Here is a 24846-nt window from a genome sequence, read left to right as displayed (position 1 = left end):
CCTCACCAACCCATCGTTCCCGGCCCGCCCTTGAACGGGCCGGTGATGCCGCTGGTGATCCAGCCGCCGTAGAAGTCGCCCTCCTGCGGCTGGACCACCTCCCCGGCGACCCGGCACTCGTCGACCCGGCTCGGATAGAACGCGACGGCCCCGGTCAGGCTCTCGTAGCCGGGGGTCGGGCGTTCGTAGGACCACCCGGCCCGCGGCACCCGGACCTCACCCACGGTGAGGTCCCAGTAGGTCGCCATGCCCTTGAACTCGCAGTACGAGCTGCCCGGCGCGGCCGCCAGCACCCCGTCGGCGATCTCGCCGCGGGGAACGTAGTAGACCGGCGGGTGCGAGGTCTCCAGCACCCGCCAGCACTGGTCGCTGTCGACGATCACCCGCCCGGCGTGGGTGATCGTCACCCGGGCCCCGGCCTTCTCCAGGCGGGGCGGGCGCGGGTAGTCCCAGACCGACTCCATCAGCGGGCCTCCTCGACGGCAGCGGCAGTCACCACGACATTGTCACGGTAGTGGCGGGTCGCCGCGTCGAACGGCCCGCCGCAGGTGATCAGGGTGAGCCGGGCCGCGCCGTCCCGGGCGAAGTACCGGTCGAGCGGGACGGCCGTCTTGCGGTAGCGCTCGCGGGCGACGACCTCGAACTTGCGCTCCCGCCCGTCCGGGCCGGTCAGCGTGACCGCGTCGCCCGCTTTCAGGCCGCCCAGCCGGAAGAACGCGCCCTTGCCCTCGGCCGCGCTGTCCACGTGCCCGGCGACGACGATCGAGCCGGCGTCGGCGGCGAAGCCCGGCCCGTACCGGTACCAGCCGACCCGGTCGACGCTGGGCGGGACGGCGAAGTCGCCGGTCTTGGCATCGATGCCGACCGCGTCCACGGTCGCGTCGAGATCCAGGGCGGGGATCCGCAGCCGGGCCGGTGCGTCGACCGGCCCGGCCTTCGGCAGCGCCCCGTCCCTGATCGTGGGTTTTTTCACGGTGGCCGGCGGCGTAGTCGCCACCGGGGCGCCGAAGTCGGCCGCCGGCTGGGACCGGCAGGCCCCGATGCCGGCGGCCACGGCCAGCGCCACGCCGAGCGCCACCAGGGACAGGGCGCCGCGCCGGATGATCATCGACGTCCGGTCGCCAGCCGCGTGAGGCCGAGCAGGGCGAGCAGGATGCCGACCGCCCCGGCGCCGTACCAGGGCAGGGTCGAGTTGCCGTCGGCGCGGCCGCCGTCACCGCTGGGCACGCCGCCCGGCGCCGAGTGCAGGCCGTCGATGGTCTGCGACACGATGTCGAGGGTCTTGTCCTCGGCCGAGCCGATCGCGTAGACGACGGTCGCCGTGCCCTCCTTGAGGTCGAGGTCGGCCGGGCCGAGCACCCGGGTGTCGCTCCCGGCCAGCACGACGTCGGCCGAGACGGTGCCGGCGTCGACGTCGGCCTTGCCCTCCTTGCCGTTCGTCACGCCCTCGAAGACGGGCTCGCCGCCGGCCCGGATGTCCACGGCGGGCGCCGCCGCGGCGTGCCGCACGATCAGCCGGGCCTTGCCCGCGCCGACCCTCGAGGTGTCGTTGACGAATGGGGTCAGCGCGGGCCGGCCCTCGGCGTTGAGATGGGCGACCAGGCTGATGTTGGCGTCGCCCGGCACCTCGGCGTTGTCGACCTTGAGCAGGGCGCTGCCGATCGCCTCGCCCGGCTTGGTCAGCGCGATGTCGTACTCGCCGGCGGGCAGGCTCAGCGGGCCGGCGACCTTGCCCGGCTGGAAGTCGGGCACCGTCTTCTTGCCGTTGACATAGACGTCGACCGGCTGCCCGGGAATGCCGTGCACGACCGAGACCTGTGAGTTCGCCTTGGCGTAGGCCGGGGTCGAACCCAGCGCCGCGGCGCCGGCGAAACCGAGCAGGGCCACCGTGCCGAGCACGGCCGCCCGGCGAACGGACAGAGAATGCATCTCATCTCCCGAACGAGTCAGTGTGAATGCGTACGCCCTGTCCTTCGCTCCGGCCGTACCGTTTGGATGCGGTTGGCTGTCCCTCGTTCGAGAAAGGTGATTGCGCGCCGGTGATTGTGGGCATGTACGGCCCGCCCATTTCGATGAGCCATCCGGAGCCGAAAATGATCAACCCGCGTGTGACCCTGGATGCCGACTCTCTCGGCCCCGTCGAGCGGAAGCTGCAGAAGCCGCTCGAGCAGCAGCTCACCTCCGCGTTGCAGCAGGCCACACACTCCGTCGACGACAACTACCAGGGGGAGAGTGTCGACGAGGTCGCGCAGGAACTGCTCGAGGAGACCAAGGACGGCCTGCACCCCGACATCGCCGCCGGCTTCACCCCCGACGGCGCCCAGCTGCACGCCGTGGCCACCGCCATCGTCGACGAGCACCGCTAGTCACCGTCACGGGCCGAGGCTGCCGACCCCCTTGGCGATCACCACCACGGAGATCACCAGGGCCGAGGTGGACTCGGCGCCCATCAGGATCTTGGCCCGGGTCGACAGGGGCATGGTGTCGGTGGGGCTGAACGCCGACGAGTTGGTGAGCGACACGTACAGGTAGTCGACGATCGCCGGCACCCAGTCACTGACCTTGCTCGACCCGGCCTGGACCTCGTCCACCGTGTCGTGGTCCTCGTCCTGCGGGAACCGGAAGTCGGCGCGCCGCATCCGCCGCCGCGGCAGGTGGGTGCGGGCGACCGGCCCGCCGCGGTCGAGCTCCCAGAACGCCAGCCCGAACACGATCACGTTGGTCAGCCACACCTGCCCGGCCGCGACCAGCAGCTCGACCGCCCGCGAACTGTCAGTGGTGACCAGCTGCCGCAGCAGCAGCACCAGCGCGACCGTGTTGGCGGTGGCGATCAGCCCGACCAGGGTCAGCGCGGCCACCCGCTCCCACCGGTTGGTCCGGGTCATCCGGCGCGGGTTCACGACGATCAACGCGGCCAGCAGCAGCGCCTCCAGGGCCGGGATGACCAGGCGGGGCCCGATGATCAGTTGCTCCGGCAGCAGGGCGTAGAGCGCGATCGCGGCCACCACGACCAGGGCCGACGGCAGCCTGGCCTCACCCCGCCGACCCCGTACGGCCTGGGTCCGATCCTCCGACGTCACGGGCTCAGCATGCCGCCGTCCCGGGCCGGGCGACCGCCGACACGCGGCGTCGGCCCGTCGGCTCACCGAGCTCAGACGGTGAGGAGCGAGTCGAAGAACGCGGATTTGTGCCGCTCGTAGGCCTCCGGGTCGTCGCGGTGCCGGAGCTTGATCTCGTTGTAGGCCGCGACCAGCGCCGGATCGGCGGCCATGCAGCTCAGCCGCCCGGCCAGCCGCCGCCGTTCGCGCAGCAGAATCGCGCGGGCGAGGCCGAGGAACTCCGCGCCCGGGCGCAGCTCGGTCATCAGTGTTTGACCAGGGCCATGTCCCACTGGCCGTGCGGGTCCTCCCAGTGGTCGACGGTCTCGCCGCCGCGGGGCATCCGGCCGTCGGTGTTGTCCATCTCGACGAGTTCGAGCAGCTCGTCGACGAACCGTTGGGCGTCCTCGCGGCTACCGTCGGTCGCCACCTTTATGTAGGCGACCTTCCAGTCGTCACCGGGGTCGCCGAGGTCGCGGCCGTCGACGTACCGGTTGCCACCGTCGACCGCGAAGATCGTGCCGGCGGCGTCGACCCGCAACGGCTCCTCGTCGGTCATGGTGACGAACTGGTGGACGAAGACGCGCTCGCCGCTCAGCACGGCTGGATCGAGCCACTCGGGCAGCCGATCGGTCTCCGACTCGTACAGGTAATTGCCCCAGACGTAGAGGCCATAGGTCTCAGTCACGCGCGGACTGTACGCCCCTCGCCCCTGGCGTCGCGTTACGGGCGTAGTCGGCGCTGCGGTCCCGGAAGACGACGTAGCCGTACGCGGGGTGGATGTCTTTCTTCACTGCGGTTTCTCCTTCGTGGCGAGGAGCAGGTCGCTCCACGAGTCCCAGCCGTCGGCCAGTTCCGGGTCGGTGAGCAGGCAACGGGTGAGGGTGCGGTGCAGGCGTACGGGGTCCAGGTCGAGGCCGATGAAGGCCAGGTGCTGCCCGCGGTCGTCGTAGTACGGGTGCCAGTCGACGGCGGCGGCCAGCGAGCGCTCCGGGTCGCTGTCGCCGGGGTCGGCGGCCAGCCAGCGGCCCCACGGGCGCAGGCGCAGCGTTCCGGCCGACTCCCAGGTCATCACCACGTCGGGGCGGTCGGCCCGCCAGCACGTGCCGCGCGAGCGCAGGACGCCGTCGGTGAGCTCGGGGAGCGACTCGTGCAGGCGGCCCGGGTGGAACGGGCGCCGGGCCTGGAACACGCACGCCACCACGCCGTGATCGCCGACCGGGTGGTGCACCCCGACCGGGCGTCCGCGCAGGCCCCGGGTGACCGCGGCCACGGGGGTGGTTCTTCCGGGTGCGTACGGGATCAGGTCGTCGACCCCCGCTTGCCGCGCCCACGGGGCGATCCGCTGGACCAGGACCCGCAGCTGCTCGGCCTCCCATTCGTCGTCGCCCTCGGGTTGCCCGGTCAGCAGCACGGTGTCGGCCTGTTCGAGTTGCCGGGCCACGAGCTGGCTGACCGGGCGCTCGTCGGCCAGCCCGTCGAGCAGCAGGTCGGCCGGCACGACGGTGACGATGTGCGGCGCCTCGGCCGTCCGCAGCTGGTCCGGCTCGGCCCCTTCCGGAGCCACCATCACCCGTACGCCCGGGTGTTCGGCCCGCACCCGGCCGGCCACCTCGGCCACGGCCGCACCCCAGAAACCGCACAGCACGAGCACCGGCAGGCCACCCATCTCAGGCCTGCTTGGACAGGGCATCGGGAAAGAACCCGGCGAACGGGTCGGGCCAGGCCCGCCACCCGTCGGACCCCTCGGCCAGTTCCGCGTCGGTGAGCAGGCAGCCGGTGAGCAGCGCGGTCATCGCCTCGGTGTCGAGGTCGAAGCCGACGAAGCACAGCGCGGTGGCCCGGTCGCCGTAATAGGGATCCCAGCTCGCGTCCGCGGCCAGGCGGCGCAGGTCGCTGGCCTCGTCCCAGCGCTCGCGGGGCAGCGCGGCCAGCCACGGCCCGAGGTTGCCCAGCAGCAGACCGCCGCCGGCCGATTCCCAGCAGACGGCCGTGTCGGGCTGACCGGCGATCCACAGTTGACCGCGGCCGCGCACGGCCTCACTGGTCAGATCGTCGAGGGCGTCGTGCAGCCGCTGGGGGTGGAACGGCCGCCGGCTTCGGAACAGCATCGAGGTGACCCGATGCTCACCGGCCGGGTCGTGAACGCCGATCGGATAGCCGTCGAGCGCGCGGCCGGGCATGCCGGGCACGGCCGGATCGTGCCGGCCGGTCCGCAGCAGCCGGGCGTCGGCCTCGTGGGCGTAGGCCGCCCACGGTGCGAGCCGGTGCAGCAGAGCCGCGATCTGATCGTTCTGCGGGCCCCAGGCGACCACGGTGTCGGCGAACTCGATCTGGCGGCAGACCACTTCGGCCACGGCCCGGTCGTCGTTGGCGGCCGCGTGCAGGCCGCGCTCGCGCAGATCGCCGGTGCTGGTCAGGTCGTCGATCAGGTCGTCGGTGGCGACGACGGTGACGAAGGAGTCGAGCCGGATGCCGGCGGTCGAGCAGACCGCGGCGACGGCTTCGGGCTCGACCGCCGGCGGCAGCGCCAGCAGCAGGCCGCTGTCCGGATGGGACCGGCCGAGCCGGACCAGGGCCGGCAGCACGTCCTCGCGCAGGGTGCAGGACACGCAGCCGTGCACCAGCTCGGTGACGTGGTCCTCGAGCACCCGGCCGGCGGTGCGCACGGTCCGGCGGACGACGCCGTCGCGCAGACCGGCGAGGTCGTGCGTGACGAGGATCAGCGTGGGGTCGGTGACCAGCAGACGCTGGGCCACGGCGGCGGTGGCCGTGGGGGAGAAGCCGGCGAGCACGGTCACGGGTGGACGAAGATCGGTCATGCCCCCATCTTGTTGGAAATGGTTTTCATTGTAAAGTCTCGGCATGTCTTCGATCTGCGACGTCACCGGCAAGAAGCCGGCCTTCGGCAACTCCGTCTCCCACTCGCATCGGCGCACCCGGCGCCGGTGGGACCCCAACGTCCAGCGCCGCCGCTACTTCGTGCCGTCGGAGGGCCGGCACGTGCGGCTGACCGTCAGCGCCACCGGAATCAGGATCATCGACCGCGACGGCATCGAGGCCGTGGTGGCCCGCCTGCGGACGCGCGGGGTGAAGCTCTGATGGCCCGCACCACTGACGTGCGCCCGGTCATCAAGCTGCGCAGCACCGGCGGCACCGGCTTCACCTACGTCACCCGCAAGAACCGCCGCAATGATCCCGATCGCCTGGTCCTGCGCAAGTACGACCCCGTGCTGCGCCGGCACATCGAGTTCCGGGAGGAGCGCTGATGGCCCGCCGCGCCCTGATCGAACGCGAGAAGCGCCGGGCCGAACTCAGCACCCGCCTCTTCGACCGCCGCGCCGAGCTCAAGCGGACCATCGCCACCGGCGACCCCGACGACCGGGCCGAGGCCGTACGACGCCTGGCCGCGCTGCCCCGCGACTCGAGCCCCTCGCGGCGACGCCACCGCGACATGATCGACGGCCGCCCACGCGGCGTGCTCAGCCGGTTCGGGCTGTCCCGGGTGCGATTCCGCTCGATGGCCCACGGCGGTGAACTGCCCGGCATCCGCAAGGCATCTTGGTGACGGGCTAACCTGCCGGGGTGGCGGCGCGCAGGGGTCAGGTGGCGGGTCTTGCCGTGGCTCTGGCCGCGGGCGGGGCGCTGATCTGGGCGCCGGCGCCGGCCGAACCCGCGCCGCCGCCCACGGTGGGGCAGGCCTGGCCCGGCGTGCAGAAGGGGACGCTGCCTGCTCGGTTGGCCGACGGAACGACGTACGACCCGGCTCTGGTTCTTGATCTGCAGACCTCGGTCGGGGCGGCGCCGACGGCTGACCGCAAGCACCGGCAGCTGGTGATCCGGGGGCCGGGGGAGGCCGTCCGCGAGCTGCGACGGCTGCCGGTGGCCGGGAATCCGTCGTTCCTGAGTCCGACGGTCAGCGGCACCGATCTGGTCTGGGTCGAGAGCACGCAGGCCGGGCAGCAGCTGTGGGCGGCCGACCTGCGCACCCGGCGGCCGGCCCGGCTGCTGACCGCGGACGTCGGCGACGCGCGGTTCTATCAGACCCAGTACGACCTGGTCGTGTCGCCGGGCCGGGTCAACTGGGTGGCCGCCGCACCCGGCGCGGGCACCCAGATCCGGTCGGTGGCCCTGACCGGGGGCCCGGTCGAGACGCGCACCGAGCCGGGCAACTGGGCCCTGACCGCGTGGCCGTGGATGGTCGACGGGCTGGCCGACATCTCGGGCGCGGGCCGGCTGCGCAATCTGGTCACCGGCGAGGAAAGAGCCATGCCCCGGACGAGGTTGAGCGAGACGGCCTGCACCCCGGTGTGGTGCCGGGTCGTCTCGCTGGACGACGACGGCTACCCGAAGATCGAGGTCGTGCGCACCGACGGGACCGACCGCCGGTTGGTCGCCCGCGAGACGGCCCGCACGGTCATCACCGACGTCGCCGTGCTCGGCCGGTTCGAGATTTTCGCGAAGGTCACGGCCGCGTCCGAGTTGTCCGGGCGCGACGAGCTGCTGGTCTACGACATCACGACCAACCGGGTGATCCAGGTCAGCCGGGAGGCGGCCGAGGTCTGGTACCGCAACGGGGTGCTGGGCTGGTCGACCGGCAACGCCCAGTCCTCCCTGCGCCACGTGCTCGATCTGCGCTCTGTCTAATTAGAGCGCCAGCGAACGGTCGGCGAGAGCGGACTCCTCGGCGTCGTGGCTGGCGATGACGATGCTCGCGCCGGCTCGCACTTTTTCGCCGAGCAGGTCGTGGACGTGGCGCCGGGTGGACGCGTCGAGGGCGGCGGTGGGCTCGTCGAGCAGGTAGACGTCGGCGTCCTGGACGAAGGTCTGGGCGATCAGCGTGCGCTGGCGCTGGCCGCCCGAGAGCTCGCGCAGGCGCCGGCGGCCGAGGTGCGCGATCTCCAGCCGTTCCATGATCTTTCTCACTGATGTGTGGTCGTGCCGGGTGAGCCTGCGATGGCCGGTGAACCGGCCGATGCGGACGCATTCGGTGACGGTCAGCGGTAGCGCGTCCATGTCGCTGGTGCGTTGCGGCAACAGCGCGATCCGCACGGCCGGCGCGCGGTGGACGCGGCCGGAAAACGGCTGCTCGACCCCGGCCAGCAGGTGCAGCAGGGTGCTCTTACCGGAGCCGTTCGGACCGGTCACGGCCAGCATCGACCCGGCCTCGGCGCGCACGCTCACCTCGTGCAGCACGGGTGTGCCGGCGTAGCGGAAACTCACGTCGTCGGCGGTCAGCAGCGCGGAACTCATGCCCATCCCCTTATTAGTAACGGTTTTCAGTTTCACTATAAGGTCTGGGTCATGTCGTCCCTGGCCGAGCCGTTCACCGTCTCCTTCGTCCTGCGCGCCCTGCTCGGCGGCGTGCTCCTGGCCGCGGTGTGCGCGCTGGTCGGGGTGTGGGTGATCGCCCGCGGCATGACGTTCCTGGGCGAGGCGATGAGCCACGGCATGCTGCCCGGGGTCGCGGTGGCATCGATCCTCGGCGGCAACCTGGTCGTCGGGGCCGCGGTGAGCGCGCTCGCCATGTCGGCCGGGGTCAACGCGCTGCGCCACAGCCGCGAGTTCGGCCGGGACACCAGCATCGGGCTGCTGTTCGTCGGCATGCTCTCGGCCGGGGTCATCGTCGTGTCGCACTCGCGGTCGTTCGCCACCGACCTGACCGCGTTCCTGTTCGGCGACGTCCTGGCCGTCGACCGGGCCGACCTGCTGCTGCTGGCCGGGACCGTCGTGGTCATGGCCGGGGTGGCGATCGTGTTCCACCGGCCGTTCCTCGCGCTCACGTTCGACCCGCGCAAGGCCCGCACCCTGGGTCTGCGTCCCGACCTGACCAACATCGTGATGATGGTGCTGCTGACCGTGGCCATGGCCGTGGCGTTCAGCGTCGTCGGCACCCTGCTGGCCTTCGGCATGCTCATCGCGCCCTCGGCGGCGGCGATGCTGGTGGCCCGGCGGATCCCCGCGGTGATGCTGACCAGCTTCGCGTTCGGTTCGGTGGCCACCGTGGCCGGCCTGTGGATCTCGTGGTTCGCCGCCACCGCGGCCGGCGCCACCATCGCCGCCGTCGCCGTGCTCCTCTTCTTCGCCGTCCTGGCCGGCCGCCGCATCGCCGTGGCCGTATCGGAAGGAACTTCGTGATCAGAAAGAGAGTCGCCCTGCTGTGCCTGGCGCTCGCCGTGTCCGGCTGCTCGACCGGCGGTGAGGTCGAGGAACAACCTCATGGGTACGTGGCCGGGGCGCAGGAGATGCCCGAGGCGCAAGTGGCTATGGCGTACGCGGCCCGGGGCGCCCGGCAACTCAGCGTGCTCGACCTGGCCACGGAGTCGGAGGGGCAGGTCGGGCTGTCCGTCGGCGCGCGGACGCTCGTCGAGGACGGGCGGTTCGTCTACGCGGGCGACGGCGACCGCACGGTCGAGATCGTCGACACCGGGGTGTGGACGGTCGACCACACCGACCACGTGCACTACTACCGCGCGCCGGCCCGCACGCTCGGCACGGTGACGCTCGAGGCCCCGCTGGCCACGGTGATCGGGTCGGAGGCGCACACCGCGATCGGCACCACCGACGGGCGGATCACAGTGCTCGACCGCCGGCAGTTGGAGGCGGGCACCGTCACCGAAGTCTCGACCATCGACTCCGGCAGCAACAGTGCGCTGGCCGTGCCGTACGCCGGAAAGCTCTTGGTCGCGGTGGGGGACCGGCGTGATCAGCCGGCCAACCGCATCGTCGCCATGGGGGCCGACGGTCAGGAGAGCGGTTCCTTCCGTACGCCGTGCGAGTCGCCCCGGGGCGCGGCCGTGCTCCGCGGCGGCGTCGTCATCGCCTGCGCGGACTCCGTGGTTCGCGTGAAGCTCGACAAGGAGGTGCTGACGGCCGAGGTGCTCGATTCTCCGGTCAGTCCGGTCGCGCCGACCGGGTTCGGCCATCGCCCGCGCAGCAACGAGGCGGCCGTGGCCGGCGAGGGCGGCATCTGGGCGGTCAACGCGTCCAAGGCGACGTTGCGGCACCTGCCCGCCGGTGGGCGTGATCTGGTGGCCGCCGTCTCGCCGGCCGACGGCCGCACGGTGCTCGCGCTCGACGGCTCGGGCACGCTGATCAGCTACGACCTGGAGTCCGGGCGGACGATCGCCGAGGCCCGGCTGAAGGCGGCCACGGTGACGCTCGACGTCAACCGGGCCTACGTCAGCGAGCCGGAAGCCAAGGTGATCCACGAGATCGACTATCAGGACAAGTTGCGGACCGCCCGTACATTGCGCGCCTCGCAGCAGCCGGACCTGGCCGTGGAGGTGGGGCGATGAGGCGGCTGCTGGCTGTTCTGGTGCTGCTGGCCGGTGGGGTCACGGGCTGCACCGTCGCCGACGAGGCGCGGATCGTGGTCACCACCAACATCCTGGGCGACGTGGTGAGCCGGATCGCCGGTGACCAGGCCGAGGTGACCGTGCTGATGAAGCCCAACGCCGACCCGCACTCGTTCGCGATCTCGGCCCGTGAGGCGAACACCATGCAGACCGCGGATCTGGTCGTCTACAACGGTCTGGGCCTCGAGGAGGGCGTGCTGCGGCACGTCGAGTCGGCTCGGTCGGAGGGCGTCCCGGTGGTCGAGGTGGGCGCGAAGGTCGAGCCGATCGAGTACCGGGAGGGCGACGCGGCGGGGACGGCCGACCCGCACTTCTGGACCGACCCGGCCCGCGTCGGCACGGCCGTGCGGGTGCTGGCCGACGAGATCGTGGCCCACGTCGACGGCGTGGACGCCGCTGTCGTGCGCGAGCGCGCGGCGGCGTACGGGAAGGAACTGAGCGACCTGGACGCGGAGCTGGCGGCGCGGTTCGGGCGGATCCCGGACGACCGTCGCGTGCTCGTGACCAACCATCACGTGTTCGGGTATCTGGCCGGACGGTACGACCTGCGGGTCATCGGGGCCGTGCTGCCGAGCGGGACGACGCTGGCCTCGCCCAGCGCTTCCGATCTGGCGTCGCTGGTCACAGCCGTTCAAGACCATGGCGTACGGGCCATCTTCGCCGATACGGCGCAGCCGGCGCGGCTGGCCGAGGTGCTGGCCGAGGAGGCGGGGCTGAACGTTCGGGTCGTGGGGCTCTATTCGGAGTCGCTGAGCGAGGCGGACGGGGAGGCCGCGAGTTACCTGGCGATGATGCGCTTCAACGCCGAAGCGATCATTGGCGGCCTCTCCGGCTGACCTCCGCGCTTCGTCCGGGGATGAATCCAACCATTGAACGAAAATGATTTCCATTTCGAATTAAGGAGTTCAGAGTGAAACCACGCAGCATCCGCGCCTTGGCCGTGCTGGCCGTCGGCTCGCTGACGCTGGCCGCGTGCGGCAACGAGACCGAGCCGGCGGCGTCGGCCGCATCGTCGGCGCCGGCCATCAATGACCCGGTCGCGATCACGTACGAGGGCGGCATCCACATCCTCGACGGCGAGACCCTGAAGGTCGAGCGCACCATCGCCCTGGACGGCTTCAACCGGATCAACCCGGCCGGCGACGCGAACAGCCTGTTCGTCTCGACCGCGGCCGGCTTCCAGGTGCTCGACGCGGTCAACGGCAAGCTGACCGACATCGCCTACCCCGGCGAGAAGCCCGGCCACGTGGTGCGGCACGGCGACCGCACCATCCTGTTCACCGACGGCACGGGCGAGGTCAACAGCTTCGACCCGAAGGGCCTGGCCGACGGCAAGCCGCAGGGCCGCCAGTACAAGACCGAGCAGCCCCACCACGGCGTGGCGGTCGAACTGGCCGACGGCACGATGATCGTCACTCTCGGCACCGAGGAGTCCCGCAGCGGCGCGATGGCCCTGGACGCCCAGGGCAAGGAGATCGCCCGCAACGAGAAGTGCCCCGGCGTGCACGGCGAGGCCGTGGCCCAGGGCGACGTCGTCGGCCTCGGCTGCGAGGACGGCGTGCTGCTGTTCAAGAACGGCGCGTTCGTCAAGGTGCAGAGCGAGCTCGACTACAGCCGCATCGGCAACCAGGCCGGCAGTGACGCCTCCCCGGTCCTGCTGGGCGACTACAAAATCGAGAAGGACGCGGAACTCGAGGCCCCCGAACAGTTCTCGCTGATCGACACGGCCACCGCCAAGCTCACGGTGGTCCCGATGCCCAAGGGCGTCAGCTACAGCTTCCGCTCGCTCAACCGCGGCCCGGCCGGCGAGGGCCTGATCCTCGGCACCGACGGCAAGATGCACGTCATCGACCCGGCCACGGCCAAGATCACCAAGTCGTGGCCCGTGGTCGGCGCCTGGAATGAGCCGCTCGACTGGCAGCAGCCCCGCCCGGCCATGTTCGTCCGCGGCACCACCGCGTACGTGACGGAGCCGGCCACCAAGAAGGTCCACCACCTCGACCTGACGAGCGGCACCATCGTCAAGTCGGCCACCCTCGACGCGACCCCCAACGAGATCAGCGGAACCCTCACCAACCACTGACCACGGGATTCGACAGGGCCGGTCGCGCTGCGCGGCCGGCTCCGTCGGGCATCAGTACCAGGTCAGATGGGGCTATGCCGGGGCGATCGCGGGCAGTGCCCGGATCCTCCCCGGCGTAGCCGTTGGATGTTCCTACTCGCCGGAGGGGGCGGTCAGGGTTACGCCGAGGCGGGTGGGGGTGCCGAAGTTCGGGGTGCCGTCCGCGTTCCACGTGAACTTCTGGGCTCGGGTGGAGCGGTTCATGTCGCAGCCGCCGCCCGCGGAGTCGTTGGCGTGGTAGACGATCCAGTCCTCGGTGCCGTCGGGGCTCTTGAAGAAGCCGTTGTGGCCGGGGGCGAAGACGCCGTTGGCGTCGTTGCGCTGGAAGACCGGGTTGGCGCTCTTCGTCCAGTGGGCCGGGTTCAGCGGGTCAGTGCCCGTCAGCGTCAGCAGACCCAGCTTGTAGTCGGGGCCCCAGCAGGCCGAGGCCGAATACACCACCATCACCTTTCCGTTGCGGTACAACGGCTCGGGCCCTTCGTTGACCGCGCCGGTCTGCCGCTCCCACGACAGTGTGGGTGAACTCATCCGCACCCTGGAACCGGTCAGGGTCCACGGGTCGGTCAGCCGTTGGATGAAGTTGGACTGGCCGTACGAGCCGCCCGCGTTGTACGTGCCCATCAGGTAGAGGTTGCTTCCGACTTTCAGCACGCTGGCGTCCAGGGCCCATTCACTGCCCAGGTCGGCCTTGAAGCTGTACGGTCCCATCGGGTCGGTGCCGGCCGATTCGAGCACGTGCAGGCGCTGGGTCGGGTTGTAGTCGGAGACGTTCTGGCCGGCCGTGTAGTAGAAGTACCAGCGGCCGTTGATCAGGTGGAATTCCGGCGCCCACATGTTGCAGCAGCCGTTGGCCCGGCCGCTCAGGTTGAAGATCACCTGGTCGGCGGCGGAGGCCAGACCGGCCAGCGTGGCCGAGCGGCGCATGGTGATCGTCGAGTTCCACGTCGTGGTGGCCAGGTAGTAGTAGCCGTTGTAGTGCTGCAGCCACGGGTCGGGGCCGTTGCGTTTGATCGGGTTGGTGAACGAGCCGGCCGCGCTGCCCAGGGCGATCAGCTGCCACTGCTGGTTGGCGCCGTCCAGGTCCTGGTACTGCGAGACCTTGGCGCCGTCGGCGGTCGACCATTCCCACACGTCGAGGGCCTTGCCGCTGGCCCGGTTGATCAGGCGGATCAGGCCGCCGGACGAGTCGGCCAGGCGGAACTGCTGGCGGCTGTCGTTGCGGTCGGCGTTCTGCACCAGCTGGACGCCGTCGGCCGTGGTGGGCAGGTCGAGGACCTTGCCGCTGTGGACCGACTGCACCCGGTACCAGCCGCTGCCCGAGTCGAGGAACTTCCATTGCTGCCAGGCGCCGTCGTTGCGGGTGTACTGGTTGATCGCGGCGCCGTCGGTGGTGGCGAGGTTGTACACGTCGAGCGCCTTGCCGCTGTTGCGGTTCACCAAGACGTACGGCGTTCCGGCTTGCACGGTGGCGGCCGACGCCCCGGTGACGGGGGCGAGGGTGCCCGCGACGACGAGGCCGACGGCCACGAGGATACGAAGCGATGTTCTGCGCACGGAGAGGCTCCTTTCAGGAGACGCGGAAGGTGGCGTCCTGGCGGTCGCTCGCGCTGGAACCGGCGCTCAGCGGATCGATGCGCAGCACGTAGTTCGCGTGCCGCAGGTAGCGGTCCGGGAAGTTGTACGACCGGAACGACGACCACGTGCCGTCGGCCAGCCCGGCCACCCGCGTGAACGTCGCGTCGGCCCGGAACGCGGCCGTGTTGTCGTTGGGGTCCAACCGGATCGCGTAGTTGCTGTGGCGCAGGAACTGGCCCGGGAAGTTGACCGACTCGAACGACACCGCGGCCGCGTCGGCCAGGCCGGGCACCAGCCGCCACAGCTGGTCCTGGTGCGGGTCGAACGGGTAGGGGTCGATGCGGGCCAGGTTGCTCGCGTGCCGCACGTAGTAGTCCGGGAAGTTGTACGACTTGAGGCGCACCCAGGCCGGCAGGCCCCACCGGGCGACCAGGCCGTCGTACTCGGCGGCGGTGATGCCGACGATCGAGCCGTGCTTGGCGTTCAGCGGCGGGGTGTAGTCGCGCTGGTTCAACGCTGTCCACGAGTTGCCGCCCACGTTCGACGACGACCAGGCGTAGTAGTCGTTGTTGACGGGGCTGAACGAGTCGCCCCACAGCCGCCAGCCGCTCCCGGTGTTGTTCTTGATCAGCAGCGGCGCCTCGATGGCGTTGCCCTGGCGCAGCCCACTCGTGTACGTGGTGTAGCTGTTGGCCGCGCCAGTGGACGACCGGGCACCGTACAGAAGGCCGTTGTCCAGGTTTTTGTAATACATGTAGTACGTGGAGCCGTCGGCCACGATGTCGGCGTCGAGCACGTTGAAGCTGGGGCTGAAGTAGACCTCGTTGGCGCTGACCGTCCGGAAGTCCGAGGTGTAGTTGGCCATGAGCACGTCGCGCCCGTTGTTGGCCGAGTAGACGATCGCGTACTGGTTGCGCGAGGCCACCCAGAACGCGGTCGGGGCCCAGGTGTGGGTGTTCAGGCCGTGCATCCGGATCCGCCGGTAACCGGTGAAGCTGCGCAGGTCGGGGGAGTCCCAGACGTGCAGGTACTGGTTGTTCAGGTTGAAGATCCGGCCCTTGAGGTCGGTGGCCAGCACGACGAAGGTGCCGTCCTGCTTGCGCAGGATGAACGGGTCGCGCAGGCCCTGGGTGCCGGCGGTCGGGGTGGCCACCGGGTTGTTCTGGTTGAGCGGCCGCCAGTTCAGCCCGTCCGGGCTGACCGCCAGGTGCAGGGCGTAGCTGTCCCCGCTCTGGTTCGGTGTCTCCTTGAAATACCCGAACACGTACGCGGTGTTGGCCGCCAGCGCGGCCGACGAACTGCCGAGCAGGGCGGCTCCACTGGTCGCGGTGGTCAGCGCGCTCAGCGCGGTCAGACGATGGAAGTTGCGCCGGGAGAGATTCACGTCGGGGCTGCCTTTCGGGGGATGACCGGACGGCGACGGGGACGGTCGTATCTGCAGGATTGTTATCGTTAACACCGGCAGAGTCAAGGATGGTTGACCGGGTCGGCTGTTATCGTTCACTCCACCGAAGCCGCTCACGCCGGGCCGACATGGGAGCCTTGTGTGAGGGCTGAGGGGGAGAGCGTGCGGGTGCTTCTGGTCGAGGACGACGACGCCATCGCGGTGCCGTTGGTCGAGGGGCTGGCCCGGTTCGGCATCGTGGCCGAGCACGTGGGGACGGGGGCGGCCGCGCTGGCCGCGCCGCCGGCCGACCTGGTGCTGCTCGACCTCGGCCTGCCCGACATCGACGGGGTCGACGTGTGCTGGGAGCTCAACCGCACGCAGAGCGTCCCCATCATCATGCTGACCTCGCGCCGGGCCGAGGCCGACCTGGTCCGCGGGCTCGAGGGCGGGGCCGACGACTACCTGGCCAAGCCGTTCAGCCTGCGCGAGCTGGTGGCCCGCATCCGGGCCGTCGACCGCCGCTCGCGGGCCACCCGCGCCGCCGGGGCGCCGCCGGCGGCCGAGCCCGGGGCCGGTCCCCAGGTCATCGGCGCGCTCACCATCGACCGGGCGACCCGCGACGTGCTCGTCGACGGCGAAAGCGTCACACTCGCGCCCAAGGAGTACGACCTGCTCGAGATGCTGGCCGCCCGGCCCGGCACGATGGTGCTGCGCCAGAAGCTGCTCGAGCAGATCTGGGCCACCACCGACAGTCGCAGCAAGACCCTCGACTTCCACATCGCCTCGCTGCGCCGCAAGCTCGGCCGTCCGGACTGGATCGAGACCCGGCGCGGGGTCGGGTTCCGGCTCGTCGTGCCCGGCTGATGACCCGTCGCCTCGTCCTCACCTATCTGTCGCTCGTGCTGGCCGTGCTGACCGGGCTGGCCGTGCCGCTGGGCTACCTCTACCGGCACAGCGAGCAGGAGCAGGCGTTCCGGCAGCTCGAGCGGGAGGCCGAGATCGTCGCCGCCTACGTCGACGCCGAGCTGGGCGAGGACGACGGCGACCAGATCCAGGACATCGCCACCGCGGCCGCCCGGCGCTGGGGCGGGCACGTCGAGCTCTTCGACGTGTCGGGCCGGCTCATGTACAGCACCCGGCCGCAGGTCACCGATACCGCCGACGTCGCCCCGGCCCTGGGCCGCAGCGGCCGGATCGGCCACCGCATCGCCGACGTCGACGGCGTACGCATGATGTCGGTCTCGGTGTCGTTCCACGCCGGCAAGCCGACCTCGGGCGCCGTGCGCCTCAGCGTGCCGATGGGCCCGGTGACCGAGCAGATCCACCGGGTCTGGGCCCTGCTGGCCGCGGCCTGCCTGCTGGCCCTGGCCGGCAGCGCCGCCGTCGCCCTCGCGCTCGCCCGCTGGATCGTCCGCCCGGTCAAGGCGCTCGAACAGGCCACCCGGCAGCTGGCCGACGACACCGGCCCGGCCGCGGTCCGGATCGCCGGCGGCCCGCCCGAGCTCCGGCGGCTGGCCGAGACGTTCAACCGCACCGCGCAGCGCCTGCACAGCGTGCTGGCCGCCCGCGGCGCGTTCGCCGACCACGCTTCCCATCAGCTCAAGGGGCCGCTGGCCGCGCTCCGGCTGCGGCTCGAGAACCTGGAACCCGAGGTGTCGCCGGACGGCGCCGACGGGCTGGAGGCCGCCCTCAGCGAGACCGAGCGGCTCGACAAGCTGGTCAACACGCTGCTCGACCTCACCCTGCTGGAGCATCAGGACGAGGCCCCGGAAGCCGTCGACGTCGCTGCCGAGACCCTGAGCCGGGCCGAGATCTGGCGGCCCCTCGCGGCCGAGCGCGGCATCACCGTCGTCGCCCGGGCCGCCGGCCCCGTGTGGGCGTCGGCGATGCCGGGCGCGATCGAGCAGATCCTCGACAACCTCGTCTCCAACGCGCTGAACGCCGCGCCCGACGGCAGCACCATCCGGCTGACCGTGGCCCGGGCCGACGACGAGCTCGTGACCGTGCACGTCGTCGACGCCGGGCCCGGCCTGCCGCCCGACCAGCGCGAGAAGGCGCTCGAGCCGTTCTGGCGGGCGCCGGGCGCGCCCCGCGGCGGGACCGGCCTCGGTCTGGCCCTGGTGGCCCGGCTGGTCCAGGCCGGTGGCGGTCAGGTGCGGCTCGACGCTGCCCGGCCGACCGGCATCGACGCCGTCGTCAGCCTTCGGCCGGCGCCGCCGCCCGGACCCGGCGCAGCCGGACCTGGGTGATCGCCCGGCCCGAGATCTGGGTGACCTCGGCCCGGTGGTCGTCGAGCGTGACGACCTCGCCCGGCGCGGTCGGGATGTGGCCGAGGCGGGACAGCACCAGCCCGGCGACCGTCGTGTAGTCACCGTCCTGCAGGTTCTCGACGTCGATGCCGATGTCCGGCAGGTCGTGGATCGGGAACGTGCCGGGCAGCAGCATCGCGCCGTCGTCCTCGTGGACCACCGACTGCACGTCGCGGTCGGTCTCGTCGTAGATCTCGCCCACGACCTCCTCGACCAGGTCTTCCATGGTGACGATGCCGTCGATGGCGCCGCGCTCGTCGACGACCAGGGCCAGCTGCTGACGCTGGGTGCGCATCTGCAGCATCGCGTCCGACACCTTGAGCGTCTCGGGCAGGAACAGCGCCGCGAACTTGTGCTCGCTGACCACGCCGGTCGCGCTGATCAGGTCGCGCAGGTGCACCACACCGAGCACGTCGTCGAGGCCGGCCGGGCCGACCACGGGCGCCCGGGAGTGCCCGCCGGCCACCAGCCGGGCCAGCGCCTCGCCCACCGGCAGGTCGGCCGGGAGCGCGAGCACCTCGCGCCGCGGCACCAGGATCTCGCGCAGGATCCGGTCGGCGATCTCGAAGGCGCCGCTGATGATCGTGCGCTGCTCGGCCGAGAACTCCTGCTGGGACTGGACCATGTCGCGGATCTCCTCGGCGCTGACCTCTTCGCGGCCGGCGTCGGGGTTGTTGCCGGTGATCCGGACGACGACGTCGGTCGTCTTGCCCAGCAGCCAGACCGCAGGGCGCGAGAACGCCGACAACATGTCGAGCGGACGGGCTACCAGCAGGGCCCAGCTCTCGGCGCGCTGCATGGCGATGCGCTTGGGGGCGAGCTCGCCCACGACCAGCGTGAAGAAGGTCAGGACGATCGTGACCAGCACGATCGAGACGGGCTCGGCCGCGCCGCCGAGAAAGCCGAGCGGCTCGACCAGCGGCCGGGCCAGCGACACGGCGGCCGACGCCGAGGCCAGGAAGCCGGCCAGGGTGATGCCGATCTGGATCGTGGCCAGGAACCGGTTGGGGTCGCGGGCCAGCCGGGCCAGCGTGCGCCCGCTGCGGGTCTCGCGTTCCAGGCGCTGCAGCTGGCTCTCCCGCAGCGACACCAGGGCCATCTCACTGCCCGCGAAAACCGCGTTCAGCAGAACCAGCACCACCACAAGTACGATCTGCCATCCGTAACCGCCCACTGCGGTGTCTCAACTCCTCGTCGTTCAATTAATTCGGTACGCCGAATAGTACTTCAGGTTTGGCCGCGCCCCCGGTCCGGGAAATAGGGAAGCAACCCCCGTACCAAGGAGCTGAAGTGGAAGTCACCGGCATTCTCACCGCGATCGTCATCGGCCTGATCATCGGCGCCCTGGGCCGCCTGGTCGTGCCCGGGAAACAGAACATCCCGATCTGGCTGACGATCCTCATCGGCATCCTCGCCGCCATCGTGGGCACCTTCCTGGCCGCGGCCATCGGTGTCGACGACACCGGCGGTGTCGACTGGATCGAGCTGCTCATCCAGGTTGTGCTGGCCGCCGTCGGGGTCAGCCTGGTCGCCGGTCTGTACGGCCGCCGCCGCTGACGCGCGACACCGAGCCGCCGCCCGCCATCATGGCCGGGCGGCGGTTCTCTTATGCCCTGAGAATTGACTGAAAACAAGGTAAGGGCAAGTAAAGGGCACGGTCAGTAAATGGTGAGAAAGGGCGTTCAGGGCCCTCTTCGATAATGGCGGATCTCACAGCTCTCGTTCAGTCGCGTCCCATAACTTCGTCCCGAATGCGTAGATCGAATTTCGGGAGTGCGGCGTGGTCCTCAAGAAAATGCTCGGCGCCATCGGGATCGGCGGCCTGTCCGTCGACACGGTGCTGGACAACCCGAACGGCGACGGCGAGGAGTAGCCGGACGGTGCCCCGGCCCGGCCGGGGCACCCCGTTCGAGGCGGGCCGCTACCGCTCCCGTGGTCCCGGCCGTGATCGAAGCAGATGAGGTCGCGTACTCAGAAGGGTTGAGTAGGCGTGGGGAAGAGCCGGACCGGTCCTGATCCATAGCGTCTACCTCGTGATCTCGACCTTCCGGCAATGGACGCTGCGGCTCGGCAGCTACGCGCTGAGCGGCATCTACGCCCTCTATCGGTCGCACCCCGCGGTGTGGCGCTTCATGGCTCGCCACTACCACCCGCGGATGGCCCGCTTCGCCCGCCTCAACGCGTGGATGACCTGCCAGTTCGCCGCGCTCGACGTGCCCGCCTACGGCGACTTCCTGCGCCGGAAGGGCTGGCGGTTCCGCTGGTTCGACCTCGACAGCTACCCGCCCACCGACAAGGCCTCGTACGTCACGGCCTACCCCGAGCACGAGCGCTGCCGCAACGGGCGGCTCGAGATCGCCGGCACCGTGGTCGACGAGTCGTCGGGGTCGTCGGGGCAGCCGTTCAACTGGGTCCGCAGCCGGGCCGAACTGCAGGCGGTGCACCGCAACCTGGCCGCGTACGCCACCATGATCTTTCCCGCGCAGCGGCGGTTCGTGATCAATGCCTACTCGATGGGCGCGTGGGCCACCGGCACCAACACCGGCATCGCGATGTCGCGGATCGCCATGGTCAAGAACACCGGGCCCGACATCCGCAAGATCATCGACACGCTGCGGCACTTCGGACCCGATTTCGAGTACGTGGTCACCGCGTACCCGCCGTTCCTCAAGCGCCTGCTGGACGAGCTCGACGCCGAGCGGTTCCCGTGGGCCGACTACCGGATCTCCGGGCTGGTCGGCGGCGAGGGCATGACCGAGGCGCTGCGCGACTACCTCGAGAAGCGGTTCCGCAAGGTCCGGTCGGGCTACGGGGCCAGCGATCTCACCATCGGTATGGCCGGCGAGACCGACCTCAGCGTCTGGCTCCGCCGCCGTCTGCGCACCGATCCGCTGCTGCGGGCCCGGCTGCTCGGCCCGGACGAGGAGCGGCTGCCGATGGTGTTCCAGTACAACCCGCTCGAGACGTACCTCGAGACCACGGCCGACTCCGAGATCCTGTGCACGATCAACTCGACCGCCGTGGTCAACCCGAAGGTGCGCTACAACATCGGCGACGAGGGCCGGCTGATCACCCTGCCCGAGGTGCTGGCGGCCGTCACCGAGCCGGCCGCCCGGGCCGAGGCGCTGGCCGCGTTGAAGGTCGACGGGATGCGGCTGCCGTTCCTGTTCCTGTTCGGGCGCAAGGACAGCACGATCTCGTACATGGGGGCCAACATCTACCCCCAGGACATCGAGTACGGGCTGTACGACAGCAACCCGTACGCCCATCAGCTCGAAGGTTTCTGCCTGGAGCTGGTGCAGGGCGCCGATCTGGAGAGCCGCCCGACCGTCCACCTTCAACTGCGGTCCGGCGTACGCCTGGAGCCCGCGCAACGCGACCTGCTGGCCGACGCCTGCCGGGCCGGCGTGCTGGCCCACCTGACCCAGTCGAGCCGCGACTTCGCCGAATCGCTGGCCGAGGACCCGTCCGCGGCCGACGTGCGCGTCACCGTCCACGAGCACGGCGCGGGCCCGTTCACCGGCGCCGCGGCCAAGCTCAAGAACGTCTACGTCGTGAAGGGGCAGCCCGCATGAGGACCACCGACTTCTCCGCTGCCCCGCCGCAGGGTCAGGCGACCTCGATGTTCATCGGGGCCACGAAGTACTCGGGGCCGCTGGCCATGTGGCACACGATCCGCACCTGGTTCCCGATGGTGCGCCAGATGAAGCGGATGGCCGGGTACCGCTGGCACACCGTGTACTACCAGTTCCCGTACACGATCGGCACCATCGCCTTCTTCGAGGATCAGGACGCGATGATGAAGTTCGCCCGCAGCCGCCACCACCGCGACCTCATGTGCTGGCTCACCGACGAGGGCGCGAACAACGCCACCGCCGGGTTCATCCGGTTGTTCACCGCCCAGCCGCACGGCTACAGCAACGGCGCGTGGCGGGCCGAGGACGGCAGCATGTCCCACATGCCGACGTGGACGCCGCTGTCCACCGAGGCCGTCGGCCCGCCGGTGCACCGCAAATGAGGGCGACCCCGGTGCGGACGCGGGCCGACTTCCGCGACTTCTGCGAGTTCCCGGCGCGCCTGCACCCCCGCGACAAGTACGTGCCGTTGCCGGCGCCGGTCATCGCCGGGCATCGCCGGACCGCCACGCTGTACGTGGTGCGCGACCACCGGGGCCGGGTGGTCGGGCGGACGAGCACCCACCGCGACGCGGCCTTCGGCGCCGGCCAGCTGTTCGGGCACACGGAGTTCACCGACGACGACGCCGTGTTCACGGCCCTGATGGACGTCGTGTCCCGGGCCGCCGGCGGGCGCTCGCTGTTCGGCCCGGTGGCGCTGCTGCCCAACCAGACCGGCGGCGTCATCACGAGCGGCTTCGGCCGGCGCGGCTTCGTCGACTCGGCCTGGAACCCGGCGTACTACCCGGCGATGTACGAGCGGCACGGCTTCACCCGCCGCTTCGAGGCCGACACCTGGGCGGTCGAGGTCGCCGGCTCGGCCGACGCCTACAAGTTCGACGACAGCCGCCTGGCCGCCGAGCGCCTGGTGATCCGGCACGGCTCCCGCCGCGGGCTGCGTCACCAGCTGCCGATCCTGCGCAAGATGCTCAACGCGAGCTTCGCGCAGCTCGGCTACTACACCGAGATCTCGGCCGAACAGCTGGCCGAGCAGACCGACGGCCTGGCCTACCTGCTCGACGAGGGCCTGCTGGTCTGGCTCGAGAAGGCGGGCCGCCCGGTGGCGTTCATCGTCGCCATGCCCGACGTCTCCGAGTTCCTCATGAGCACCGGCGGCCGGCTCGGCCCGATCGAACAATTGCGGCTGCTGGCCACCCGGTCGCGCTACCGCCGCGACGCGGTGCTGGTCGTCAAAGGCGTGGTGCCGGGCGAGCAGGGCCAGGGCTACATGACGCTGCTGAGCCGCGAGGTGCACCGGCATCTCGAGGCGAACGGCTACCGGACGCTGCGCAGCACGTTCGTCGAGCGCGACAACGCCGCCTCCACCGCGTCGTACCGGCGGGCCGGCGGCCGGGCCCTGCACGGGTACACCTTCTATCAGCGAGGTGCGGCATGACCTGGGTATCGCAGCTGCGGGAGCGCGAGTCGCTGTTCCGGCGGGCGCCGAGCGCGCACAACACCCAGCCCTGGACCATCGACTACCGCGCCGACGAGATCGTCATCGGCGTCGACCCCGAGCGCTCGCTGCCCGACTCCGACCCGACGGGCCGGGACCTGGCGCTCGGGCTGGGCGCGTTCACCGAGACGGCCCTGATCGTGGCGGCCGACGCCGGGTTGAACGTGGGCTGCGACCTCAGCGACCCGGCGCGGATCCGGCTGGTGCCGGCGGCCGAGCGGTACGACACCATTTTCCACGCCGCCGATGTCGACCTGCGGCGGGTCGCGCGGGGACCGTACGCGGAAGGCCTGTTGGACCTGGTCATTCTGGCCGCCCTGGAGCCGGGGCTCGTGCACGTGCGCAGCCGCGCGTTGGCCGGCGAGCTCGAGGAGGCCGACCGCTGGATGTTCGGCACCCCGCCGGTGGCCCGCGAACTGCGGGCCTGGCTGCGGCTGAACCCGCGCGACCCGCGCTACGACCGCGACGGGCTGACCGACCGCGCCCTCGGCCTGAGCCGTCTCGAGGCCCGGGTGCTGTCGGGCGCGCTGCGCGGCTACGGGCTGACCCGGCGCCTCGGTCTGCCCACGCTGCTCGCGGCGAGCAGTCGCAACCTTCTTCGGTACGACGGGAGCGTGCTGGTCCTGACCGGTCCGAGCGACGACCTCCGCGAGTCGGGCCGTCGTCTGCTGCGCACCTGGCTGCTGCTGGCCCGCTTCGGCCTGGCCGTGCACCCGCTCAGCCAGCTGCTGGACTGCCCGGCCACCAACGCCCGCCTGGCCGAGCGGGTGGGCGCGACGCCGCTCGCGGTCTTCCGCGTCGGCTACCCGCAGCACGAACCGGCCCGCTCGGCCCGCCTGAGCCCGTCAGCACCGGACCACGGCGACCGGGCAGTCCGACCGGTGCAGCAGGGCCTGGCTGGTCGAGCCCAACAGCAGCCCGGTCAGCGGTGACCGCCCACGCGACCCGACGACCACCAGCGCGGCGTCGCCCGTCTCGTCGGCCACCACCTGCTCGGGCGGGCCGGTGAGCAGCCGCTCGTGCACGGTCACGCCCGGGAACTCGGCCCGGCCGGGAGCGACCGCTTCGGACAGCACCCGCAACGCCGCGTCCGGCAGGTAGCGTGTGCTCGTCATGACGGCGGTGCTGCCCGCACCGGAGGGCATCGGCGGCACCTGCCACGCGTGCAGGGCGAACAGATCACACCCGCGCCGGGCGGCCTCGCCGAACGCGAACCGCACCGCCGCCTCACTGGTGCCGGCCGCGTCGACGGCCACCACGACCGGGCCGGAATCATCGACGTCCTCCCGCACCACGACGACCGGGCAGTGCGCGGCCGCCACGACCCGCCCCGACACCGACCCGAACAGCGCCGACGTGACCCGGCCACGGTCGCGCGCGCCCAGAACCAGCAGCCCGGCCTCGGCCGACGCCTCGACCAGGGCCGCCACCGGTTCGGCGGGCACGGTGAGCGTGGCCACCTCCGGGTACGGATCGAACTTGGTCGCCTCGGCCGCGGCGACGCGCAGGATGTCGTCGGCGGTCGACCCGTCCCGCTTGAGCCCGGCCGTGCTGACCCCGACCGGCACCGGCAACATCACCGACACCGTCTCGGGGCTCGCCGCCGCATGCAGCAACTGCACCGGCGCGCCGATCGCTTCGGCGTACCGTCCACCCCATCGCGCGGCGGCCATCGCCTCCGCCGAGTCGTCCACCCCGATGACAACAGCTTTGGTGTCCATCCCTGCTCCTCCCGGTTGTTCGGAAGAACAAGTAGTGCCCACCGCGTGTGTCAACGCCCCCGCAACGGCATGACAGTCCGATGACCCGCCCCACCACGGCCGTCACAAAGGCGAGCGCGTCCACCTCCGTGCCGGCCCGCGCCCGC

The 24846-nt window shown here is 71.1% G+C and carries 30 protein-coding genes; 17 read left to right on the top strand and 13 right to left on the bottom strand.

What is annotated here, in order from left to right:
* Positions 1–2: 2 nt before the first annotated feature.
* From M1L60_RS24550 to M1L60_RS24540, 3 genes are read right to left on the bottom strand one after another with little or no spacing between them, the layout of a single operon-like run.
* Positions 3–464 (bottom strand): DUF427 domain-containing protein, encoded by a 462-nt coding sequence (locus M1L60_RS24550; RefSeq protein ID WP_253239850.1) that lies wholly within the window; start codon positions 462–464, stop codon positions 3–5.
* Positions 464–1108, bottom strand: a complete 645-nt coding sequence (locus M1L60_RS24545) for a class F sortase (protein ID WP_253239849.1) — start codon at positions 1106–1108, stop codon at positions 464–466. Before M1L60_RS24545 ends, M1L60_RS24550 begins: the two co-directional genes overlap by 1 nt.
* Complete coding sequence (locus tag M1L60_RS24540; RefSeq protein WP_253239848.1) at positions 1105–1929, bottom strand: DUF4397 domain-containing protein; 825 nt, start codon at positions 1927–1929, stop codon at positions 1105–1107. Before M1L60_RS24540 ends, M1L60_RS24545 begins: the two co-directional genes overlap by 4 nt.
* A gap of 164 nt (positions 1930–2093) precedes the next feature.
* Between M1L60_RS24540 and M1L60_RS24535 the strand changes: the two genes are divergently transcribed.
* On the top strand, positions 2094–2366 hold the full coding sequence (locus M1L60_RS24535) for a hypothetical protein (protein ID WP_253239847.1): 273 nt from the start codon (positions 2094–2096) through the stop codon (positions 2364–2366).
* Between the two features lie 6 nt (positions 2367–2372).
* Here M1L60_RS24535 and M1L60_RS24530 read toward each other — a convergent pair whose 3' ends face one another.
* From M1L60_RS24530 to M1L60_RS24510, 5 genes are all read right to left on the bottom strand, one after another.
* On the bottom strand, positions 2373–3080 hold the full coding sequence (locus M1L60_RS24530; RefSeq protein WP_253239846.1) for a hypothetical protein: 708 nt from the start codon (positions 3078–3080) through the stop codon (positions 2373–2375).
* A gap of 71 nt (positions 3081–3151) precedes the next feature.
* Positions 3152–3364, bottom strand: a complete 213-nt coding sequence (locus M1L60_RS24525; protein ID WP_253239845.1) for a GrpB family protein — start codon at positions 3362–3364, stop codon at positions 3152–3154.
* Positions 3364–3786 (bottom strand): hypothetical protein, encoded by a 423-nt coding sequence (locus M1L60_RS24520; RefSeq protein ID WP_253239844.1) that lies wholly within the window; start codon positions 3784–3786, stop codon positions 3364–3366. The genes M1L60_RS24525 and M1L60_RS24520 overlap by 1 nt, the downstream gene beginning before the upstream one ends.
* 102 nt (positions 3787–3888) lie before the next feature.
* Positions 3889–4767, bottom strand: coding sequence for a GTP-binding protein (locus M1L60_RS24515; protein WP_253239843.1), 879 nt, complete (start codon positions 4765–4767; stop codon positions 3889–3891).
* A gap of 1 nt (position 4768) precedes the next feature.
* Positions 4769–5920 carry a CobW family GTP-binding protein gene (locus M1L60_RS24510; RefSeq protein ID WP_253239842.1) on the bottom strand — a complete coding sequence of 384 codons (1152 nt, stop codon included), beginning with the start codon at positions 5918–5920 and terminating at the stop codon, positions 4769–4771.
* 43 nt (positions 5921–5963) lie between these two features.
* Here M1L60_RS24510 and rpmB point away from each other — a divergent pair, with 43 nt between their 5' ends.
* The 4 genes from rpmB to M1L60_RS24490 are packed head-to-tail and all read left to right on the top strand — an operon-like array spanning position 5964 to position 7745.
* A complete protein-coding gene (rpmB, locus tag M1L60_RS24505) occupies positions 5964–6200 on the top strand; it encodes a 50S ribosomal protein L28 (RefSeq protein ID WP_253239841.1) in 237 nt (78 codons plus the stop codon).
* Positions 6200–6367, top strand: a complete 168-nt coding sequence (rpmG, locus tag M1L60_RS24500) for a 50S ribosomal protein L33 (protein WP_253239840.1) — start codon at positions 6200–6202, stop codon at positions 6365–6367. The genes rpmB and rpmG overlap by 1 nt, the downstream gene beginning before the upstream one ends.
* Positions 6367–6666: a 30S ribosomal protein S14 gene (gene rpsN, locus M1L60_RS24495; protein WP_253239839.1), complete on the top strand. Its 300-nt coding sequence runs from the start codon at positions 6367–6369 to the stop codon at positions 6664–6666. Before rpmG ends, rpsN begins: the two co-directional genes overlap by 1 nt.
* Positions 6667–6683: 17 nt before the next feature.
* Positions 6684–7745: a TolB-like translocation protein gene (locus tag M1L60_RS24490; RefSeq protein ID WP_253239838.1), complete on the top strand. Its 1062-nt coding sequence runs from the start codon at positions 6684–6686 to the stop codon at positions 7743–7745.
* On the opposite strand, the gene aztA is transcribed toward M1L60_RS24490, so the two are convergent.
* Positions 7746–8351, bottom strand: coding sequence for a zinc ABC transporter ATP-binding protein AztA (aztA, locus tag M1L60_RS24485; protein WP_253239837.1), 606 nt, complete (start codon positions 8349–8351; stop codon positions 7746–7748).
* A gap of 51 nt (positions 8352–8402) precedes the next feature.
* On the opposite strand from aztA, the gene aztB reads away from it, so the two are divergent.
* From aztB to aztD, 4 genes are all read left to right on the top strand, one after another.
* A complete protein-coding gene (gene aztB, locus M1L60_RS24480; protein ID WP_253239836.1) occupies positions 8403–9236 on the top strand; it encodes a zinc ABC transporter permease AztB in 834 nt (277 codons plus the stop codon).
* Positions 9233–10396, top strand: coding sequence for an SMP-30/gluconolactonase/LRE family protein (locus tag M1L60_RS24475; protein ID WP_253239835.1), 1164 nt, complete (start codon positions 9233–9235; stop codon positions 10394–10396). The genes aztB and M1L60_RS24475 overlap by 4 nt, the downstream gene beginning before the upstream one ends.
* Positions 10393–11292, top strand: a complete 900-nt coding sequence (gene aztC, locus M1L60_RS24470) for a zinc ABC transporter substrate-binding protein AztC (RefSeq protein WP_253239834.1) — start codon at positions 10393–10395, stop codon at positions 11290–11292. Before M1L60_RS24475 ends, aztC begins: the two co-directional genes overlap by 4 nt.
* 74 nt (positions 11293–11366) lie before the next feature.
* Positions 11367–12539 carry a zinc metallochaperone AztD gene (aztD, locus tag M1L60_RS24465; RefSeq protein WP_253239833.1) on the top strand — a complete coding sequence of 391 codons (1173 nt, stop codon included), beginning with the start codon at positions 11367–11369 and terminating at the stop codon, positions 12537–12539.
* Positions 12540–12671: 132 nt separating this feature from the next.
* Here aztD and M1L60_RS24460 read toward each other — a convergent pair whose 3' ends face one another.
* Together M1L60_RS24460 and M1L60_RS24455 are read right to left on the bottom strand one after the other, a co-directional pair.
* Positions 12672–14132: a family 43 glycosylhydrolase gene (locus M1L60_RS24460; RefSeq protein WP_438862151.1), complete on the bottom strand. Its 1461-nt coding sequence runs from the start codon at positions 14130–14132 to the stop codon at positions 12672–12674.
* 13 nt (positions 14133–14145) lie between these two features.
* Positions 14146–15537, bottom strand: coding sequence for a glycoside hydrolase family 43 protein (locus M1L60_RS24455; RefSeq protein ID WP_253239832.1), 1392 nt, complete (start codon positions 15535–15537; stop codon positions 14146–14148).
* 183 nt (positions 15538–15720) lie between these two features.
* On the opposite strand from M1L60_RS24455, the gene M1L60_RS24450 reads away from it, so the two are divergent.
* Both M1L60_RS24450 and M1L60_RS24445 read left to right on the top strand, forming a co-directional pair.
* The gene (locus M1L60_RS24450) at positions 15721–16404 is read left to right on the top strand and encodes a response regulator transcription factor (RefSeq protein ID WP_253239831.1); all 684 of its coding nucleotides are present in this window, start codon (positions 15721–15723) and stop codon (positions 16402–16404) included.
* Positions 16404–17789, top strand: a complete 1386-nt coding sequence (locus M1L60_RS24445) for a sensor histidine kinase (protein ID WP_253239830.1) — start codon at positions 16404–16406, stop codon at positions 17787–17789. The genes M1L60_RS24450 and M1L60_RS24445 overlap by 1 nt, the downstream gene beginning before the upstream one ends.
* Here the strand turns inward: M1L60_RS24445 and M1L60_RS24440 are convergent.
* Positions 17737–19023, bottom strand: coding sequence for a hemolysin family protein (locus M1L60_RS24440; protein ID WP_253239829.1), 1287 nt, complete (start codon positions 19021–19023; stop codon positions 17737–17739). The two genes, M1L60_RS24445 and M1L60_RS24440, sit on opposite strands and share 53 nt — an antisense overlap.
* A gap of 116 nt (positions 19024–19139) precedes the next feature.
* Between M1L60_RS24440 and M1L60_RS24435 the strand changes: the two genes are divergently transcribed.
* The 6 genes from M1L60_RS24435 to M1L60_RS24410 all read left to right on the top strand — a co-directional run bounded on the left by M1L60_RS24435 (position 19140) and on the right by M1L60_RS24410 (position 23911).
* Positions 19140–19406, top strand: a complete 267-nt coding sequence (locus M1L60_RS24435; RefSeq protein ID WP_253239828.1) for a GlsB/YeaQ/YmgE family stress response membrane protein — start codon at positions 19140–19142, stop codon at positions 19404–19406.
* Between the two features lie 223 nt (positions 19407–19629).
* Entirely contained in the window at positions 19630–19722 is a 93-nt protein-coding gene (locus tag M1L60_RS48335) for a sporulation protein (RefSeq protein WP_253239827.1), read from the top strand.
* A gap of 160 nt (positions 19723–19882) precedes the next feature.
* Positions 19883–21424, top strand: coding sequence for a phenylacetate--CoA ligase family protein (locus M1L60_RS24425; RefSeq protein ID WP_253239826.1), 1542 nt, complete (start codon positions 19883–19885; stop codon positions 21422–21424).
* Positions 21421–21867, top strand: coding sequence for a DUF4188 domain-containing protein (locus M1L60_RS24420; protein ID WP_253239825.1), 447 nt, complete (start codon positions 21421–21423; stop codon positions 21865–21867). Before M1L60_RS24425 ends, M1L60_RS24420 begins: the two co-directional genes overlap by 4 nt.
* Complete coding sequence (locus tag M1L60_RS24415) at positions 21864–22919, top strand: GNAT family N-acetyltransferase (RefSeq protein WP_253239824.1); 1056 nt, start codon at positions 21864–21866, stop codon at positions 22917–22919. Before M1L60_RS24420 ends, M1L60_RS24415 begins: the two co-directional genes overlap by 4 nt.
* A complete protein-coding gene (locus M1L60_RS24410) occupies positions 22916–23911 on the top strand; it encodes a nitroreductase family protein (protein WP_253239823.1) in 996 nt (331 codons plus the stop codon). The genes M1L60_RS24415 and M1L60_RS24410 overlap by 4 nt, the downstream gene beginning before the upstream one ends.
* Here the strand turns inward: M1L60_RS24410 and M1L60_RS24405 are convergent.
* Positions 23825–24700, bottom strand: coding sequence for a universal stress protein (locus M1L60_RS24405; protein WP_253239822.1), 876 nt, complete (start codon positions 24698–24700; stop codon positions 23825–23827). The genes M1L60_RS24410 and M1L60_RS24405 overlap by 87 nt on opposite strands.
* Positions 24701–24846 lie beyond the last annotated feature (146 nt).

Origin of the sequence: Paractinoplanes aksuensis (genome assembly GCF_024137025.1) — a bacterium.
Taxonomy (GTDB): domain Bacteria; phylum Actinomycetota; class Actinomycetes; order Mycobacteriales; family Micromonosporaceae; genus Actinoplanes; species Actinoplanes aksuensis.
Note: the sequence above shows the minus strand (reverse complement) of the source record. Positions and strands in the feature narration are given on the sequence as shown.

Excerpts from the sequence above, each read along its gene's own strand:
- M1L60_RS24510 (WP_253239842.1), bottom strand. The coding sequence starts at position 5,920 with ATGACCGATCTTCGTCCACCCGTGACCGTGCTCGCCGGCTTCTCCCCC.
- M1L60_RS24525 (WP_253239845.1), bottom strand. The coding sequence starts at position 3,364 with ATGACCGAGCTGCGCCCGGGCGCGGAGTTCCTCGGCCTCGCCCGCGCG.
- rpmB (WP_253239841.1), top strand. The coding sequence starts at position 5,964 with ATGTCTTCGATCTGCGACGTCACCGGCAAGAAGCCGGCCTTCGGCAAC.
- M1L60_RS24420 (WP_253239825.1), top strand. The coding sequence starts at position 21,421 with ATGAGGACCACCGACTTCTCCGCTGCCCCGCCGCAGGGTCAGGCGACC.
- M1L60_RS24540 (WP_253239848.1), bottom strand. The coding sequence starts at position 1,929 with ATGCATTCTCTGTCCGTTCGCCGGGCGGCCGTGCTCGGCACGGTGGCC.
- aztC (WP_253239834.1), top strand. The coding sequence starts at position 10,393 with ATGAGGCGGCTGCTGGCTGTTCTGGTGCTGCTGGCCGGTGGGGTCACG.
- M1L60_RS24415 (WP_253239824.1), top strand. The coding sequence starts at position 21,864 with ATGAGGGCGACCCCGGTGCGGACGCGGGCCGACTTCCGCGACTTCTGC.
- rpmG (WP_253239840.1), top strand. The coding sequence starts at position 6,200 with ATGGCCCGCACCACTGACGTGCGCCCGGTCATCAAGCTGCGCAGCACC.
- M1L60_RS24405 (WP_253239822.1), bottom strand. The coding sequence starts at position 24,700 with ATGGACACCAAAGCTGTTGTCATCGGGGTGGACGACTCGGCGGAGGCG.
- M1L60_RS24515 (WP_253239843.1), bottom strand. The coding sequence starts at position 4,767 with ATGGGTGGCCTGCCGGTGCTCGTGCTGTGCGGTTTCTGGGGTGCGGCC.
- rpsN (WP_253239839.1), top strand. The coding sequence starts at position 6,367 with ATGGCCCGCCGCGCCCTGATCGAACGCGAGAAGCGCCGGGCCGAACTC.
- M1L60_RS24445 (WP_253239830.1), top strand. The coding sequence starts at position 16,404 with ATGACCCGTCGCCTCGTCCTCACCTATCTGTCGCTCGTGCTGGCCGTG.
- aztB (WP_253239836.1), top strand. The coding sequence starts at position 8,403 with ATGTCGTCCCTGGCCGAGCCGTTCACCGTCTCCTTCGTCCTGCGCGCC.
- M1L60_RS24545 (WP_253239849.1), bottom strand. The coding sequence starts at position 1,108 with ATGATCATCCGGCGCGGCGCCCTGTCCCTGGTGGCGCTCGGCGTGGCG.
- M1L60_RS24535 (WP_253239847.1), top strand. The coding sequence starts at position 2,094 with ATGATCAACCCGCGTGTGACCCTGGATGCCGACTCTCTCGGCCCCGTC.
- aztA (WP_253239837.1), bottom strand. The coding sequence starts at position 8,351 with ATGAGTTCCGCGCTGCTGACCGCCGACGACGTGAGTTTCCGCTACGCC.
- M1L60_RS24550 (WP_253239850.1), bottom strand. The coding sequence starts at position 464 with ATGGAGTCGGTCTGGGACTACCCGCGCCCGCCCCGCCTGGAGAAGGCC.
- M1L60_RS24410 (WP_253239823.1), top strand. The coding sequence starts at position 22,916 with ATGACCTGGGTATCGCAGCTGCGGGAGCGCGAGTCGCTGTTCCGGCGG.